Below are 16,953 nucleotides of genomic sequence, written 5' to 3'. Positions count from 1 at the left end.
CGGCACGGTGACGGTGACCATCACCGGCAGCAACGATGCGGCCACGGTCTCTTCGGACTCGAAGTCTGTCACCGAAGGCGACACGGCCGCCGCACTCAACACCTCAGGCCAGCTCACCATCACCGATCCGGATACGGGCGAAGCCCATGTCGTGGTGCAGAGCAATGTGCACGGCAGCTACGGCGACTTCAGCATCGACGCCAGCGGCGCCTGGAGCTACGCCGGCAACGGCGCCCACGATGAGCTCACCGCCGGTCAGCAGGTCCAGGACCAGTTCACGGTCACCAGCCAGGACGGCACCGCGAGCGGCACGGTGACGGTCACCATCACCGGCACGAATGACGCGGCCACGGTCTCGTCGGACTCGAAGTCCGTCAGCGAGGGCAATGCCGCCTCCGCGCTCAATGCCAGCGGCCAGCTGACGATTGTGGATCCCGACAGCGGCGAAGCCCATGTCGTCGCGCAGACGAACGCGCACGGGACCTATGGCGACTTCAGCATCGATGCCAACGGCGCCTGGAGCTACACCGGCAACGGCGCGCATGACGAGCTCACCGCCGGCCAGCAGGTCCAGGACCAGTTCACGGTCACCAGCCAGGACGGCACCGCCACCGGCACGGTGACGGTGACCATCACCGGCAGCAACGATGCGGCCACGGTCTCGTCGGACTCGAAGTCCGTCACCGAGGGCGACACCGCGGCGGCGCTGAACACGAGCGGCCAGCTGACGATTGTGGATCCCGACAGCGGCGAAGCCCATCTCGTGGCGCAATCGAACGTTCACGGGACCTATGGCGACTTCACGATCGATGCCAACGGCGCCTGGAGCTACGCCGGCAACGGCGCCCACGATGAGCTCACCGCCGGTCAGCAGGTCCAGGACCAGTTTACGGTGACCAGCCAGGACGGCACGGCCACCGGCACGGTGACGGTGACCATCACCGGCAGCAACGATGCGGCCACGGTCTCTTCGGACTCGAAGTCCGTCAGCGAGGGCAATGCCGCCTCCGCGCTCAATGCCAGCGGCCAGCTGACGATTGTGGATCCCGACAGCGGCGAAGCCCATGTCGTCGCCCAAACCGATGCTCACGGGACCTATGGCGACTTCACGATCGATGCCAACGGCGCCTGGAGCTACACCGGCAACGGTGCCCACAACGAGCTCATCGCCGGCCAGCAGGTGCAGGACCAGTTTACGGTGACCAGCCAGGACGGCACCGCGAGCGGCATCGTGACGGTGACCGTCACCGGCAGCAATGATGCGCCGGTGCTGAACGCCAATGGCGGTTCACTGTCCTATGCCGAGGGTCAGGCCGCGACCGCGATCGACACGGCGCTGATCCTGTCGGACGTTGACAGCACGAATCTGACCGGCGCGACGGTCGCGATCACAGGAAACTTCGCCTCCGGCCAGGATGTGCTCGGTTTTTCCAATCAGAACGGCATCACCGGCAGCTATAACGCCAGCACTGGGGTGCTGACCCTGACGGGTTCGTCGAGCGTGGCGAACTACCAGGCGGCCCTGCGCTCCGTGACGTATTCGAACTCGGGTGACAATCCGTCGGGCGCGACCCGCACCATCAGCTACCAAGTTGACGACGGCCAGACGGCCAGCCACGCCAGCAATATCGTGAGCTCGACAGTCGCGGTCATCCCGGTCAACGACGCGCCCGTGAATACGGTTCCGGGAGCACAGACGACAAACGTCAACACGACAAAGGCGATCACGGGACTCAGCATCTCCGATGCCGACTCGGGCGGCGCCAGCGAAACGATCACGTTGTCGGTAACCAACGGCACCTTGACCGTTTCAGGAGGTACCGCAGGGATCAGCGGCAGCGGAACGTCGACGGTGACGCTGACCGGAACAGTCAGCGCCATCAATTCTACCCTGGCCTCGACGGTCAACTACGTTCCGACATCGAATTTTGCCGGAACCAGCACTCTGACCATGACGACAAGCGACAATGGCCACAGCGGAGCGGGTGGCGCATTGACCGATGTGGATACGGTGACCATTTCGGTCACGAGCCCCAGTCCCTTCGCTCTCACGACCGGCACCGATACGGTCTTCTATGCATCGGGCACCAATACTGTGACCGGTACCCAATCTCCCCTAACGCTAAACAACGGTGACATGCTGACTGGGGGAAGCGGTACGGATACTCTCGCCGTCAGTGGTGGTGGTCTGGGGCCATTCACCTTCGGCGATGGTGCAGGAAGCATTGGCCTGACAAATTTCGAAACAATCAGTTTAAGTGACAGCAACAGCGGAAATCACACCGACACCCTGACATTCCTTTCGACATTCCAAAATGGAGGAACGCTCACGATTGACGGATCCGGCATCACGGGTAACGGCGACCTGGTCGTAGATGCTAGCGCAGTCACGTCTGGATCGTTTGTGATCATGGGCAGCTCAGGAAACGGCGGCGATGATACCCTCAAGGGCGGTTCAAGTAACGACACCATCAACGGTGGCGCAGGCACTGGCGCGGACAGGATCGTGGGTGGTGGTGGCGCAGATGCGCTGACTGGTGGTGGCGGGAACGATACATTCGCCTATCTCGCTGTCACCGACGCGGGTGACCACATCACCGACTTCAGCACCTCAGGGGATAAGCTGGAATTTACGGTAACCGCCGGACGGTTCGTCATTGGTGATGTCGATACGACCGTTGAAAATGTCAGAACGGGCAACAACGCTGCGCTAAATCTCGCCAACACGGAGGTCGGCATCAAAACAGACGCATCCGTGACGACGGCGACAGTTCAATCAACGATCAACAGCTACTCCAACATCACCACAGGAGCTCTATTTGTATTCCACAATTCGACGGTGGGTCACGCGCAAGTTTACTACGATGCCAATCCGAGCGTCGCAGGCGGCGCGACACTCGTCGCCGATTTGGACAACCTGACCACACTGGCGAGCATAACCGGTACTTTCAGCGCGGCGGATTTTGCGTTTGGAACGGCCCTTGCTCCTGCGGGCGTGTCGGGCGAGCCCATCAATCTCGGTCTGACGGACTCGCCCGCTCATCAGGGTCAAATCGCCACCGTCACTGTCGGCAGCGTGCCCGCAGGCTGGACATTAAATGGTGGGATGCTGCTCCCCGATGGCAACTGGACGATCGAGACCACTGACGTCAGCTCGCTAATGGTGACATCGCCAGTCGATTTCGCCGGAGCATTGCACCTCGACGTGACCGTGACCTGGATGCAGCCGGATGGCTCGGCTGTAATCGAGACATTCGCCGACAATGTTGAAGCTTTTGCAGCGGGCTCCGCCATCATCGCCATTTCCGGCGACGACTATCTCACAGCGTCAAGTGGCAGCGATCTGCTCGTATTCTCGCAGCCGATCGGCCACGACGTCATCTATAATTTCGAGATTGCGCATGATCAGATCGACCTGATCGGCTACGCCGGCTTCAAGACCTTCGCGGACGTCCAAACGCATCTGTCTGCCGACAACGACGGCAACGCCGTCATTGCGCTGGCCGACGGTCAAACGATCACTCTGGATGGCGTCGATGCCGGCTCGCTCGCAGCGGACGACTTCGTATTCGACTTCAAGCCCGTGGTCGACAATTCAGGCACAATGACGATCGGCAACGGCGCATTGCTGCCGTTATCCGGTAACATCCACAATACGGGCACGATCTCGTTGAACTCGACGGGCGCCGAGACCGACCTCCAACTCGTCGGGCACGGAATTTTGCTCGAAGGTGGCGGTCAGGTGCTGTTGTCCGACAATAGCGAGAACACGGTCAGTGGAACTGTTTCCGACGTCACGCTGACCAACATCGACAATACCATTTCGGGAGCCGGACAGCTTGGCGGGGGGACATTGATCCTTGTCAACCAAGGTACAATCAACGCGACGGGCACCAACGCGCTCGAGATTGACACCGGTAGCAACACCGTCGTCAATTCCGGAACGATTGCGGCCAGCGGCAGCGGCGGACTGGTCATCGACAGCAACGTGGATAATTCAGGGCTGCTGTGGGCGCATGGAGCCAACATCACTCTCAATGGCAGTGTAAGCGGCAGCGGCACCGCGCTGATGGATGGCGTGGCTACGGTCGAGTTCGGAGCGGCTTCATCTGCGCATGTCGCGCTCGATGCCGCAGCGACCGGGACAATCGTGCTCCATGACTCCTTCGACTTCAGCGGAGTCGTGTCCGGGTTTGACGGAGATGACCACCTGGATCTCCTCGACGTCGCGTTCGGGGACGGCACGACCGCTAGTTATGTCGCAAATCAGGCCGGCACTGGAGGAATCCTTTCGGTGACTGACGGAGTTCATACCGCCAATATCAGCCTGTTCGGCCAGTACGATCCCGCGAGCTTCCAGACTGAGGCAGACAAGAACATGGGAACGCTTATCAGCTACCACGAGTATCTCGTCTGAGGCGCTGCGAGGAGGTGGCTAAAGGCGCTGACTGCGAAGTCGGTACTTGGTTCGCATGGAGATTCGGGCGCCCTGCAGCGGATGGGGGTGCCCGCGGACGACGAGGCTAATCATCGAAGCACAGGTCCCGCCGCTTCCGAATAGCCGGCATCCTCTTGATCGTGGTTGACCAAATCCCGCTCGAGTTACGATTTACTGGAGCCCGTTCCAGTTCTTCGAGCTTCTGCCCGAAAACGGCGAAGATATCGACGCGAACCCAAATTGATGATTGCGTCACGCCAGTACAACTGGAGGAATCATGCGGCTACAAGGCGGCCGTGATCGGGATCTTCGGAGGGATCGCCTCACTCGTCGTGGACAGATGTACCACCGTCGCGCCTCCGCTCGATTATATGTGCGTGGATTAATCGGTCGATGCGGCACCACAGTTCAATGCCAATCACATAATTCCTGTATCTCTGATAAATAAAATTATACCGCCTGATTTACCCGTATAATTCCGGTGATTTCCCGACGACCCAGCCGGAGCTCAGCCTGGGATTCGCTTATGGCAGTCAGCTAACGTCTTTTTATCACGACGTTTTCGCTGATTGTGATCTCCATCTTTGGTTTTCACGGGCTCGTTCCGGTAGGGTTAATTCAAAATGCATTATATATTAAATGTTGACGGTAATAAACATTTAATGGATAGTTTGTCGCTGGCGGGGCCGGACATTAATCCGCAGCCGCTGGAAGTCGCCGAGGTGTCTGCAAATTCATCTTGAAAGAAGGGATTCTTCCTATGTTGCATCATTTCATCGAGACCAAGGAAGCGTTGAAGCGTCTGCGAACGGACCAGGATGGCGTGGTATCATTCGAGTACATCATCGTAGCGGTTTGTATCGTCGGCGCGGTGGGTGCCGTGTTCGGTGGCGGAGCCGGCGGGCAGATCGGGGCGGCGCTGACGACCGGGATCACCGCAATCACCACCGCTTTCACGACCGCGATCGCTGGTTGATACCGCCATTTTGGCGCCAGAGGGGGGCAATCCAAGCTGCCCCCCTCCTGCAGAAGTGCTCCCGCCAGTTTGCCTTCCACCTTTTTTGAAACGTGCATTTCATGAGTTGGATTGCTCCCACAGCCTCGATCCTGGAAATCCTGTTGTTGCTCTATGTCGCAACGATGGACGTTGCGACGCGCTTGATCCGAAACGAATTTTGTCTTGCGCTGGCGCTGCTCGGGATCGCCGGTCAATTGCCCAGCCCGATTCAAGTCGCTGTGTCGCTGATCACAGCCGGGATCCTCTTTCTGCTGCTTTTTGTCCTGTACGCGCGCGGAGGAATTGGTGGCGGCGATGTCAAGCTGCTGGTTGCCCTGGCGGTTGGTCTCCCGCCGAGCGGCGTGATGCAGTTGCTGACCGTCACCGTGCTGGCCGGCGGCGTTCTTGCCTTGGTGCATCTGATGATGCGTCACCTGCCATATCCCAGACTGGCACCCGCCGGATCGTCGCTCGCGCGCCGGATCTACGCGATCGAGCGGTGGCGCCATTTGCGACACGCCCCGCTGCCTTACGGAGCCGCTATCGCCTGCGGCGGTATCTGGACCATTTTGAGCAAAGGATCGTGAAATGTCATCCGCGCTGCGTCTGTCGATCATCGTGGTGCTTTTGCTTGCAACCACAGCGTTCGGACTGATCGCCTATAGCATGAACCTGCCGAAGGCGCAGCCTCCGGTCCCGGTACAGGTGACGGAGGCGCCCCTCGCGCCGGCGGCGCCGGCGACCGCCGGATACTTCGTCGCGGCACGGCCATTGCCGAGGGGGACGTTGGCCCGCGAAGAGGATTTCGCCGTCCGCTCGGTGCCGCCGGAGCGCGTTCCCCAAGGGGCTATCCTTGAAACCCCCGAGTCCAAGGCCGGACTTGCCGGTTCACTCATCCGCAACTTCGTCGAAGCGGGCAGTCCCGTTACGTTGCAGGATATCCTGCGTCCGCGGGATCGGGGTTTCCTCGCCAGTGTCCTGGCGCCAGACAGCCGTGCCATCAGCATCAAGGTTGACGAGGAGGCCGGTGTCTCGGGTCTCATCAGGCCAGGCGATCACGTGGACGTCGTGTTGACCCAGGTCTTCGAGAAAGTCGATACCGCGCGCCGCGCCCTCAGCGAAACCGTTCTGCGTAACGTTCGAGTCATCGCGATTGATCAGGAGATCGTGCAGGGCGCGCGACCCATCAGCGGGATGGCAGGTAAGCAAACGCAGACCGTGTCACTGGAGCTTACGCAGGTGCAGGTCAAGAAAGTCACCGTCGCAAAGCAACTCGGGACGCTCTCGTTCGCCGTACGCGCAGCAGTCGATCAGTGGGACAAGGCAGACACCGGCGCGATGTCGAGCTGTGACGTGTCGCCAGAACTTGCCCGCCAGTATGCAATTTCCGCACAGAGAACGGCAGTGTTCGTTCATTCAGGCGGTGAGGTCAAGCAATACACGGTCAGGAAGCAAGAGGAAGACGCTCTCGTCAGCTGCGACGGTGCATCGGAAGCCGTGCGCCCGACTGCGACGGCGGCGGGTTACGATAACAGGTTGTCGGAGAAACGTTGATGAGCATCGCCATAGCCACTCCGCCTGAAGAAACGACGTCAATCGTTACGCGTAACCGCATCGTCGGTTTCGTAAACGATGAGCTCAGCGCTGCGGCGTTGCGCAAGGGGCTCGAAGGCGCCAATCTCTCGATCAGACGCGGCACGATCCGCAATGCCATACGGATGCTCGAAACCGACACGGATCTGTTCGCGCTGGTGGTAGACATCAGTGGCGTCGATGATCCCTTTACTGAGCTGGAAAGGCTGGCCGGCGTCTGTCCACCCGATGTCCGCGTAGCCGTGATCGGCGACAACAGGGAGATCACGTTCTACCGTGAGCTCCTGGAGCTCGGCTTGACCGAGTATCTGCCGCGGCCGCTCACGCGCGATCTGGTGCTGGACAAGCTGCGCCCCAAGCTTCTCGGCGACGTCGCAGCCAACCAGATCGATCGTGGCGGGCACGTGGTCTCGATCTGCGGGGCGCAGGGCGGCGCCGGCGCCACGAGCATTGCGATCAATCTGGCGCTGCAACTTGCCGAGACGACCAAGGCCAAGGTGGCGCTGCTTGATCTTCATCTGCAGGGCGGCGAGGCCGCCGTGATGTTGGGTGTTCGTCCCGGGCCAGGCTTGCGTATCGCTCTGGAAAATCCGATGCGGGCGGACACGCTCTTCCTCGAGCGCGCGGCAATCGAAGTCAACGAAAGGGTTTGCCTGGTCTCGGCCGACGAGGACCTCGATGCGCAGCTTGAAATTACGGAGGCTGGCGTACGACACGTGCTTGGTCTGCTGCGTCAACGGTTCAACTACATCGTCGTCGATGTACCCGTCCCGTTTCCGCCGTCGATCTATCCCGTGATTGCGCTTTCCCGTCATGTGATGGTGCTGCTCGAATCCGAGGTGACCGGACTTCGCAATGCCCATGCGCTACGCACCGCAGTGATCAACATCGCGGGCAAGGACCGGGTCTTTACCTTGCTCAACCGGGCCGGTCGTCCCGGGGGCCTTCCGAGGGCGGCGGTTGTCAAGGCGTTGGGTGCAGAGCCCGACATCGTCGTTCCCGATCTCGGCAAGGGCATGACCGAGGCGCTCAATCTCGGAATTCCAGCTCTGAAGCACGTCAGAAAATTGCGGCGTCACCTGGCGCCGATCGTACGGGAGATCAGCGGTGTCGCTGCCGAGCGGGGTAGCTGGTGGAGGAGGGTGCTCACAGCACATCTGCGATGAAGAAGTTCGGTAGGCGCGAAGACGACGCACCAGCTCACGTATCCGCCTTGGCGGCTGGCCTCCCTGCATCTGCGATAGGCTTGTCTTTGCCGTCGCCCAGCGCGACTGCAGCCGCACCGAACTTGCCTTCACCTGCGCCAAGGCGCGACGAACCAGCGATCCACCAACCCATCATTCCGCCTTCGCTGCGTGAACGGGTGATTGAGCAGATCGAACCCGCGGTGGCCGCAACCGTCTCGCGGGAGGTTCTCCGGCGGCAGATTGAAGAGATCATCCATCACATTGCCAACCAGGAACGGCTCGAGCTGTCGGGCCGCGAGCAGCTGCAGCTCGCGGACGAAATTGCCGACGACATGACGGGTTACGGGCCGCTCCGTCCGCTACTGCTGGACCAATCGATCAACGATATCATGGTGAACGGTCCAAGTAATATCTACGTGGAGCGAAGCGGCAGGCTGGAACGAGTGGCGGTGCGATTCCGCGACAATGATCACATCGCCTCCGTCGCTCAGAAGATTGCCGCGCAGGTCGGTCGGCGCGTCGACGAATCCAGTCCGATGGTGGATTGTCGCCTGCTGGATGGCAGCCGGGTCAACATCATCCTCCCGCCGCTGGCGATCCATAGTCCGTGCATTTCCATCCGCAAATTTCCAAGCCGTCGTTTGGACATCGCCGGATTGATCGAAAACGGCTCGATGACCCCGGCCATCGGACAATTGCTGGAGATCGCCGCCCGCTCCCGGCTCAATGTTCTGGTCTCCGGCGGCACCGGATCCGGCAAGACGACGCTCCTGAACGCGATGAGTCAGTTCATCGATCACACCGAACGTATTGTCACGATCGAGGACGCGGCGGAGTTGCAGCTTCAGCAACCGCACGTGATCAGCCTGGAGACCCGGCCTCCCAGCCTCGAAGGCACGGGGCAGGTGACACAACGCGATCTGCTGGTGAATGCCCTGCGCATGCGTCCCGACCGGATCGTCGTCGGCGAGGTGCGCAGTTCCGAAGCATTCGACATGCTGCAGGCGATGAACACCGGCCATGATGGTTCGATCTCCACGGTACACGCGAATAGTACCCGGGATGCCCTGACCCGCATCGAAAACATGGTGCAGATGGGACAGGTCAATCTACCGTCGCGCGCCATTCGAAGTCAGATCGTCGCTGCGCTGGATCTCATTGTGCAGGTCGAACGCATGCGGGACGGACAGCGCCGCATCGTTCAGATCAGCGAGGTGATCGGCCTTGAAGGGGAGGTGATCACCACCAATGACATCGCAGCCTTCGAGTATCAGGAGGAGGATGTGAACGGGCGGATATCGGGCAGCTACAAGTCCAACCTTGCAACCCCGAAGTTCAAGAGCCGGCTTGTCTATTTCGGGCTGGATGGTGCTTGGGCCGAGGCCATGAGGCAAATATGACGCTGGAGTCCGTGATCGTCACTGTTCTGGCGCTCGCGATGTGCGCAGCAGCCGTTTCGTTGTGGCTCGACGCTCGGGAAAGACGCATCAATCGTCGGTTGGCGGTTGCTTTGCCAACGTCGCATCCGGCTAACCTGCCATCCATTCGCCGCTTGGAGGCCGGGTCTCAGGATCAGTTTCTCAATCGGCTGTCCAACTACAATCCCGATATACCTTACACGTTGCGTCCCGCCTACGTGCTACTTGTCGGTGCATTCGGAGCAGCGGCGATCCTTTATGCGAACAGCCAGCTGGGATATTCCATTGTCTACGCGTCCATTGTCGCGGCAATCGCGGCCCTCATTGTGATACGAGGCCTGTTCGGATGGCAGCAACGTCGATTCGCTCTTCAGCTTTTTCGACAGCTGCCTGATGCGATCCAGCTGGTGACAAGTACAGTGCGATCGGGTCTGCCTGTGCACGAGGCATTTCGTGCCCTCGCGCGGGATATGCCGCAGCCAACCGCCGGGCAGTTTGCCATCGTATGCAGCGAAGTGAATCTGGGAAGACCTGCAGAGGAAGCTGTCCAAGCTGTCTATCGGCGAACGCAGGTGGCGGAGTATGCGATATTTGCGGTGACACTTGCCGTCCAGTTGAAGTCCGGTGGCAGCCTGGCCGAGACTTTGCAGAACCTGGGAGACACTGTCAGGCAACGTGTTGCGCTGGCTGCCCGCGCCAAGGCGCTGGCAGGAGAGGTGATCTTTTCCTCACGGGCGCTGACAGTCTCGCCCTTGATTGCAGGTGGGGTCCTGTACGCAGCCAATCCGCAAACGGTTGATCTGTTGTTCACCGATCCGGTTGGAAACAAGCTGCTGGCTTACGCAGTCCTTTCGGTGCTTGTCGGAGCCCTGGTGATAAGCTGGATGGTCAGAAGGGAAACAGAACTATGACTTCTGGTCTCAGTCTGGTGGCCCTTGCAGTCGTGGCTGCGACTGCGTCCTGCATGTTGATCATCCGCGAAATACACATTCGTACATTGGACGCCCGGGTATCAAACGCCGTGATGGGCGTTGCTGGCCGGTCTGCGCCCTTCCAGGATGTGACCGGTTGGTTTTCGTCACTCGGCATGCGCTACCGTCGCTTCTATGCCGAGGAAAATCTGGATCAGCTACGAACCATCCTTCAATCGTCGGGTTTCAATCATCATCGAGCCTTGCCGACCTGGATCGGTGTCAAAGCCGTCAGCATGGCGCTATGCCCGATCATCGCCGGGGGTGCCGCTCAGCTTCTCGGGAAGCCGCTGCTTGATGTACTGGTCTTCACACTTATTGGCGTGGCGATCGGGATTTTAGCGCCGCGATTGATACTGGCGGTGCTGAAGCGGCGGTTTGATGCCGCCATTCGACTGGGCACGCCGGACATGATCGATTTGCTGGTTGTGTGCAGCGAATCGGGAATGGGACTGGAAAGCGGGCTGGCACGCGTAGCGCAAGAAATGCAAGAGACCAATCCCGCCATAGCCAGGGTCATGACCGGACTTCTTGATGATCTCCGGATCCTGCCAAGCCGCAGCGACGCATTCGAGAAACTGGGAGCTACATCGGATGGGCTTCGCCGATTCGGAATCATGGTCGGCCAAAGCCTGCAATATGGAACTCCGGTGGGCCAGGCGCTGAGGAGCATCGCCGTCGACCTCCGGCGCGAACGAATTACCAAGCTTGAAGAAAGAGCACACAAGTTGGGCGCCAAGCTGACCATTCCGATGGTGTTGTTCCTGCTTCCAGCCATGTTCGTCATTTTGGGAGGAAGTCCCATTCTGCATCTCGTGCGTTCGTTCGCCAGCTTCGGTAAGTAGCCATGAGCACGATTGCCCTGTCGAAAACGTCCTCTTACGATCGGACAATGCAACTGTTCGGCGGCATGTGGTTCATGTTGCTGGCGCTTGGCGTGGCCATCAAGATCGGATCATCGGCTCATGATCCCTGGCCATCGCTCCTGTCGAGTGTTTGCCTCGCTGTCTTCTACGTGCTCCTGGCGCTGTTGATCGTCACGCGGCCCCCGGCGAAGGCGCAAGCGAAGGGCCGTCTCCCAAGGATAGCGGCGTTCGTCGGCACCTATATGCCGTGGACAATCGCTTTCTTCGGCGAAACCGACAAGGCGTTGCCAAACCTGGCCTCCACCGCGTGCGTGTTGATCGGCATGATCATGATGCTGGTCACCATCCGACATCTTGGCAGGTCCTTCAGTCTGGTGCCACAGGCGCGCAACGTGGTGCAAACGGGTCCGTATCGGTGGATCAGGCACCCGCTCTACCTCGCAGAAGAAATCGCGGTGCTGGGTGTGGTGCTGAGAAGCCCGACGCCGCTGACAGCGGCCTTGCTCGTCTTGCATATCGGCATCCAGGTTTGCCGGATTTATTACGAAGAGGACCTGCTTCGGCGCAACTGCCCTGAATATTCCGCTTACGAAGCATCGCGCTGGAGAGTGATTCCTTACGTTTGGTGAGTGCTGTTCCGGTGGACGACCGGAAGGGTGAGTATTGGTCGAGGTCAACTCATGAGCCGCAAGAAGTCGTTCAACGTGGATCAGCGCGGCGCCGTCGCATTTGAGACATTGCTCGTCTACCCGGTTTTGGTGGCGTTCCTGCTCATGCCGCTCGCCGACCTGGCTGCTGCGGGCTTCCAGTTTATCTCCGCATGGAGCGCATTGCGCTCCTTCGGACAGTATGTGCAGTACGCCAATCCGCTCGCCCCTGACGGCACGGTGAGCTGGAAGACAGGGCTACAGACGACAGTCGCTGGTCATGCGATCAGCAACCTTCAGGTTTTGTGCGGAGACGCAGGGGCCAGCTGTTCGCCAGGCAATCTAGCTTCTCCCAAGTACATTACATTCTCGACAACCATCACCTTGGCTCCAATTGTGTGGAGAGGGGTGCTGTGTCCCACCACCTGTACCTACACGCTGCCTTACTCAGAACGCTTCCAGTAGGGGGCTTAAATGCGTAGTCTACTCCGTTCCCAACGAGGCTCCGTCGCATTCGCAACAGTCATCGCTCTCGTGCCGCTGATCGGATTCGTCGCACTCGGGGCCGAGGCCGGATCGTGGTACGTCACCCGCCAGCACGCGCAGAACGCCGCCGACTCAGCGGCCTATTCGGGCGCATTGCGGCTTTCATGTATCATGGCGGGTGCGGCCTGCGACACGCAGTCCGTGGATTATCGCGGCAAGGAATTCGCGGCACAGAACGGGTTTTGCAACTCAAGTCCCAACGACGCTACCGGCTATCCGGGCAGAAACTGTCCGACAAGCCTACCGACCAGAATCTCGCGGGCCGTGCAGATCGATATCGGCGATTACAATGGGACCACGTTCACAACGCCACCTGCAGGCACCGGCAATGCCGTTCGCGCCAGGGTCAGCCAGCAACAGCCGGCGTACTTGGCGGCAGTGCTGGGTTTGACCACCGTCAACATCCCCGCCCAAGCCATTGCAGTGGTCCAGCAGCCGACCAAGGCCTGCGTCCTGGCGCTTGGACCTGATTTAGGCGCACTCAAGCTTGCTGGTAACCTCAGCAACAACGGAACTGGCTGCGCCTTGATGTCGGATACCAGTGTTCAACTTGCCAGCACTCCAACGTTCACCGGCTCGGGATGGGCCGTTTATGGTGTAAGTGGCTGCACCCCCTCAGGCAGCTGCAGTAATGTTAGCGTGCCGCACAACTATTTTATGACGTACGCTAGCAATCCGCTCAGCAAACTGGACACCGCATCGTTCAACAGCAGGACGGGCAATACAAATATGCCATGCACCCTTCAGGCGGACGGGTGGAAGCATTGCGCGCCGAATAGCGCGGGGACTGGAGCTTACGGCAGTTTCACGGTGCAGAACGGCGACAAGTACGTTTTGGACCCGGGAACATATGTCTTCTACAAAGCAAATATAAAGATGACCGGCGGACAACTGAAAGGCGCAGGCGTAACCCTCGTCCTGCTCGGAGACTCGCAGCTCACCATCAACGGGGGTACGGCTGATCTCTCCGCACCTGCCACTAACACCTTCTCCTCTGATCTAAATGGCGTCCTGATTGATGATCAGGCCCCGAGCAAGACCAGCAACAAGGTCACCATAAACGGTGGCGGCCAGGTTAGCCTGGGCGGGGCCATCTACTTTCCCAATGTCGACGTTAGCTGGGCCGGTACGACTTCAAGTGCGAATACGACCTGTTCGCAAGTGATCGCCAAAACGATCGACATGAGCGGTGGCGGCTACCTCAGCACGGAAGGCTGTGCGCCGGCCACCATCGTATACACCCAGGTTGTCGCTTTGGTGCAATGATGAGAAAGCTCGACAATCGCGGTATGGCGCCGTTTGAATTTATCATGGTGTCCGTGGCGCTTTTCACGTTGATGTTCGCCATCTTCGATCTTGGGCGCTATGCCATCACGATGCAATCCTTGCGGACGCTCGCGAGTGCCGGCGCCCGTGCGGTCATGATCAGCTGCTATACGCCTGCCTTGCTTCAAAGCCCGCCGCAGTCGCCGGCCGGCTGCATCGGGGATCCCCTGTCCACCGCCGCCAAGCAGACCGCGGCGCCCTTCCTGTTTTTTGGAGGTCTCACGCCAACGCTGACCGTGGGGGCCAACAGCAACAGCTTGAGTGTTACAGCTTCCCAGGCAAACTTTACGATGCTGATGCCCATATGGGGCACAACGCTCAACGCGCCGAGCGCCTCCAACCAGATTCCCTTCTAGCGCAAATATGGCAGCACGCCTGACATGTTTCGCTCGACAGCGCTGCGGGGCCGCGGCGGGCGGGCCAAGCGCGCGGGTGCGGAATTACTGGGACAAGCGAATCGCCAAGCGTGCCACCGACTGTCCTTCGATAGCAAAGCCGCGACGGGAGCGCGCGCCAAGAGCGGTCGTGCTGCGGGATAGTTCCCCACAACCAGTGAGAATGATGCGCGCTGGCAACATCGAAGGGTTTTCTTTCTGCTTGCGGCGCTGCGGTAAGTATCTCGTCTTGCAAGCTGCCTGCATGAAGGAGGATGATCTTGGAAACACGAAGTAACGAATTGTAGTGGGACAGATTGTAAACTCTGCGACGTGGTGCGCAGAGGGGAAATGTTGAGGACGTCGAGCACGTAGATTTGCGGGGATCTTCGTGGATCGCAGTGGGGGGACTCGGATGAGTGGCGATCGCGTTTCGGGTAACAGGGTCGGGAGGCTTCTCGCCTTCGGCGTGATGGGTCTGGGCGCGGCGCTCGCCTCCTCTGGGGTCACGGAGCGCGCGACGGCTGCAGACCGGCGCGGCTCCTCCGGCGGCGTCATCGTCAGCGAGATGAATGACGTCCAGCGGGTCAAGCTCGTCGTCAACAAGTCACGTACCTTCAAGGTCGACACGGCCTTTGCGACGATCGTGGCGGGGTCGTCTGACATCGTCGACGTGAAGTCGCTGAGCGATCATCTCATCTACGTGCAGGGCAAGCAGACCGGCACCACCAACGTCATCCTGTTCGACAGCTCGATGAAGCAGATCGGGATCCTCGACGTCGAGGTCGTGATCGATACCGGCAATCTGCAGCAGAACATCCGGACCAGCACCGGCGGGCAGGGTATCCGCGTGTCGGCTTCCGAGGGCCAGGTGGTGCTCAGCGGGGTCGCCGCCGACGCAGTTACCGCCGAGCGGGCCATGGCGATCGCCACCAGCACGGTCGCGAAAGGGGGCGTCGTCGTCAACGCGATGAGCGTCGCGGCGCCGCAACAGGTGATGCTCGAGGTGCGCTTTCTCGAGGTGAATCGCGAGGCGGGTCGCAACCTGGGCGTTAATCTTTATGCGGCCAATGCCAACGGCACGAACGTTGGTAACACCGGGCTGGGTCGTGTGACCGCCGCCGGTCGATCACCGATTGGTGGGATCAATACCGCTAACGGTCCTCTCGGTGCCGGGGGAGGATCTGTCGGCAAGGACCCGACGGGGAGCCTTCCAATCCTCGGAACTCTAGGGACGCTCGCCGGTACAGCGGGAGGCATCGCGCCGGCCCCGTTCGGTAGCTTGTTGACCAGCATTGTCAGGACCAGCAGCGGGGGCTCGGTGGACCTGTTGATCTCGGCCCTGGAAACCAAAGGATTGGCGCGCCGGCTGGCGGAGCCAAACCTGACCACGCTGTCCGGCGATGCCGCCCGCTTTCTCGCCGGCGGCGAGTTTCCAGTACCGATCCCGACCCAGACGACAAACGGCTTTCCCACCATCACAATTGACTACAAGAAGTTCGGTGTTGAGCTCGCCTTCGTCCCCACTGTGCTCTCGCGCGGTGTGATTAATCTTCGCGTCGAGCCGTCGGTCAGCGAACTTGATTTCGCCAACGCTGTGACGATCCAGGGGACGACCGTTCCTGCGCTGACCCGCCGCGACGCGCGAACCACAGTTGAGTTGCGCGATGGCCAGAGCTTTGCCATCGCCGGCCTGTTGCAGACCCGCAATCGCCAGGACGTCTCGCAGTTGCCCTGGATCGGCTCGGTGCCGGTGATTGGAAGCCTGTTCAGCAGCAAATCGTATCAGCAGGAAGAAACCGATCTGGTGATCATCGTGACGCCGCGCCTGGTCGCGCCGGCGGCACCCGGTCAGCAACTGGCATCGCCACTCGACTCCCGCCTGCCGGCCAACGACGTCGATTTCTTCCTCAATGGTCAGATGGAAGTCCGCAAGCGGTACAATGACTACGTCAATTCCGGAGGCGAGGTGAAGGGGCCGTATGGCCACATCATCGCGCCTGAAGTCCGGACCCCCGTCGTCGTCCCGGCCGCGAGTGCCGATCAGACGGTCGTCAAAACTCTAAACTAGAGGACGCGCGAGATGACGATCAGGTATCTGGCTCTGTTTGCGCCCTTACTGCTCGGGGGATGTTACGGCGTCGCCGGTCATGACGAGGTGGACCGCTACTTTCAGCGTTCCGACAGCATCACGATGACCGCCGGCGATGCCAAGCAGGTCAACGCCGTGACCCATACAATTCATCCATGGCCGCGATACGTCGGTGATCGCCGGATCGCATACGATGCTCGACGTGTGGGCTCGGCCGTGACGCGTTACGGCAACCAGCAACAGCCGGTGGATCAGCTTCCCGACATGGGCGATCCGACGAAACTCATGGGCCAGCGACCTCCGGTCACGCAGAATGTCAACGTAACTGGATTGGGTGCGGGAGCATCGGCGGGAGTATCGGTGCCGGTCGGCGGGGCAGGGGGCAGGTAGCGGCTTCGGGTAATTGAGTTGAGGGACGGGACATTTGAGTGCGGTGCAGTGCGTCCGCTGGGCCGGGCGGGGGACAAGATTATGCGACGTGCCATTCTACTGCTGACC

At 60.3% G+C, this 16,953-nt stretch carries 14 protein-coding genes; all 14 read left to right on the top strand.

Annotation, left to right across the window (positions count from 1 at the left end; all coding sequences use genetic code 11):
• Positions 1-13 precede the first annotated feature (13 nt).
• The 14 genes from XH81_RS02695 (at position 14) to XH81_RS02630 (ending at position 16,845) form a co-directional block, all read left to right on the top strand.
• Positions 14-4,417, top strand: coding sequence for a beta strand repeat-containing protein (locus XH81_RS02695; RefSeq protein ID WP_271595661.1), 4,404 nt, complete (start codon positions 14-16; stop codon positions 4,415-4,417).
• A 781-nt stretch (positions 4,418-5,198) separates the two neighbouring features.
• Positions 5,199-5,414 (top strand): hypothetical protein, encoded by a 216-nt coding sequence (locus tag XH81_RS02690; RefSeq protein WP_038949704.1) that lies wholly within the window; start codon positions 5,199-5,201, stop codon positions 5,412-5,414.
• 101 nt (positions 5,415-5,515) lie between these two features.
• The gene (locus tag XH81_RS02685) at positions 5,516-6,022 is read left to right on the top strand and encodes an A24 family peptidase (protein WP_038949703.1); all 507 of its coding nucleotides are present in this window, start codon (positions 5,516-5,518) and stop codon (positions 6,020-6,022) included.
• Between the two features lies 1 nt (position 6,023).
• A complete protein-coding gene (gene cpaB, locus XH81_RS02680; RefSeq protein ID WP_038949702.1) occupies positions 6,024-6,989 on the top strand; it encodes a Flp pilus assembly protein CpaB in 966 nt (321 codons plus the stop codon).
• Complete coding sequence (locus XH81_RS02675) at positions 6,989-8,194, top strand: AAA family ATPase (RefSeq protein WP_038949701.1); 1,206 nt, start codon at positions 6,989-6,991, stop codon at positions 8,192-8,194. The genes cpaB and XH81_RS02675 overlap by 1 nt, the downstream gene beginning before the upstream one ends.
• A complete protein-coding gene (locus XH81_RS02670; protein ID WP_097669184.1) occupies positions 8,191-9,615 on the top strand; it encodes a CpaF family protein in 1,425 nt (474 codons plus the stop codon). Before XH81_RS02675 ends, XH81_RS02670 begins: the two co-directional genes overlap by 4 nt.
• Positions 9,612-10,544 (top strand): type II secretion system F family protein, encoded by a 933-nt coding sequence (locus XH81_RS02665; RefSeq protein ID WP_179879990.1) that lies wholly within the window; start codon positions 9,612-9,614, stop codon positions 10,542-10,544. The genes XH81_RS02670 and XH81_RS02665 overlap by 4 nt, the downstream gene beginning before the upstream one ends.
• Entirely contained in the window at positions 10,541-11,449 is a 909-nt protein-coding gene (locus tag XH81_RS02660; RefSeq protein WP_038949697.1) for a type II secretion system F family protein, read from the top strand. Before XH81_RS02665 ends, XH81_RS02660 begins: the two co-directional genes overlap by 4 nt.
• Positions 11,450-11,451: 2 nt before the next feature.
• Positions 11,452-12,099 carry a methyltransferase family protein gene (locus XH81_RS02655; RefSeq protein ID WP_097669186.1) on the top strand — a complete coding sequence of 216 codons (648 nt, stop codon included), beginning with the start codon at positions 11,452-11,454 and terminating at the stop codon, positions 12,097-12,099.
• Between the two features lie 51 nt (positions 12,100-12,150).
• Positions 12,151-12,582, top strand: coding sequence for a hypothetical protein (locus XH81_RS02650; RefSeq protein WP_097669187.1), 432 nt, complete (start codon positions 12,151-12,153; stop codon positions 12,580-12,582).
• A gap of 9 nt (positions 12,583-12,591) precedes the next feature.
• Positions 12,592-13,929, top strand: a complete 1,338-nt coding sequence (locus tag XH81_RS02645; RefSeq protein ID WP_038949693.1) for a pilus assembly protein TadG-related protein — start codon at positions 12,592-12,594, stop codon at positions 13,927-13,929.
• Positions 13,926-14,345, top strand: a complete 420-nt coding sequence (locus tag XH81_RS02640) for a TadE family protein (protein WP_038949691.1) — start codon at positions 13,926-13,928, stop codon at positions 14,343-14,345. Before XH81_RS02645 ends, XH81_RS02640 begins: the two co-directional genes overlap by 4 nt.
• Before the next feature lie 433 nt (positions 14,346-14,778).
• Positions 14,779-16,434, top strand: coding sequence for a type II and III secretion system protein family protein (locus XH81_RS02635; protein WP_097669188.1), 1,656 nt, complete (start codon positions 14,779-14,781; stop codon positions 16,432-16,434).
• 12 nt (positions 16,435-16,446) lie between these two features.
• Positions 16,447-16,845, top strand: a complete 399-nt coding sequence (locus XH81_RS02630; protein ID WP_097669189.1) for a hypothetical protein — start codon at positions 16,447-16,449, stop codon at positions 16,843-16,845.
• Positions 16,846-16,953: the final 108 nt, after the last annotated feature.

The sequence above is a fragment of the Bradyrhizobium sp. CCBAU 25360 genome, assembly GCF_028128695.1.
GTDB classification, from domain to species: Bacteria; Pseudomonadota; Alphaproteobacteria; order Rhizobiales; family Xanthobacteraceae; genus Bradyrhizobium; species Bradyrhizobium ottawaense.
The sequence above is the reverse complement of the archived record's forward strand: the minus strand, read 5'-3'. Positions and strand labels throughout refer to the sequence as shown.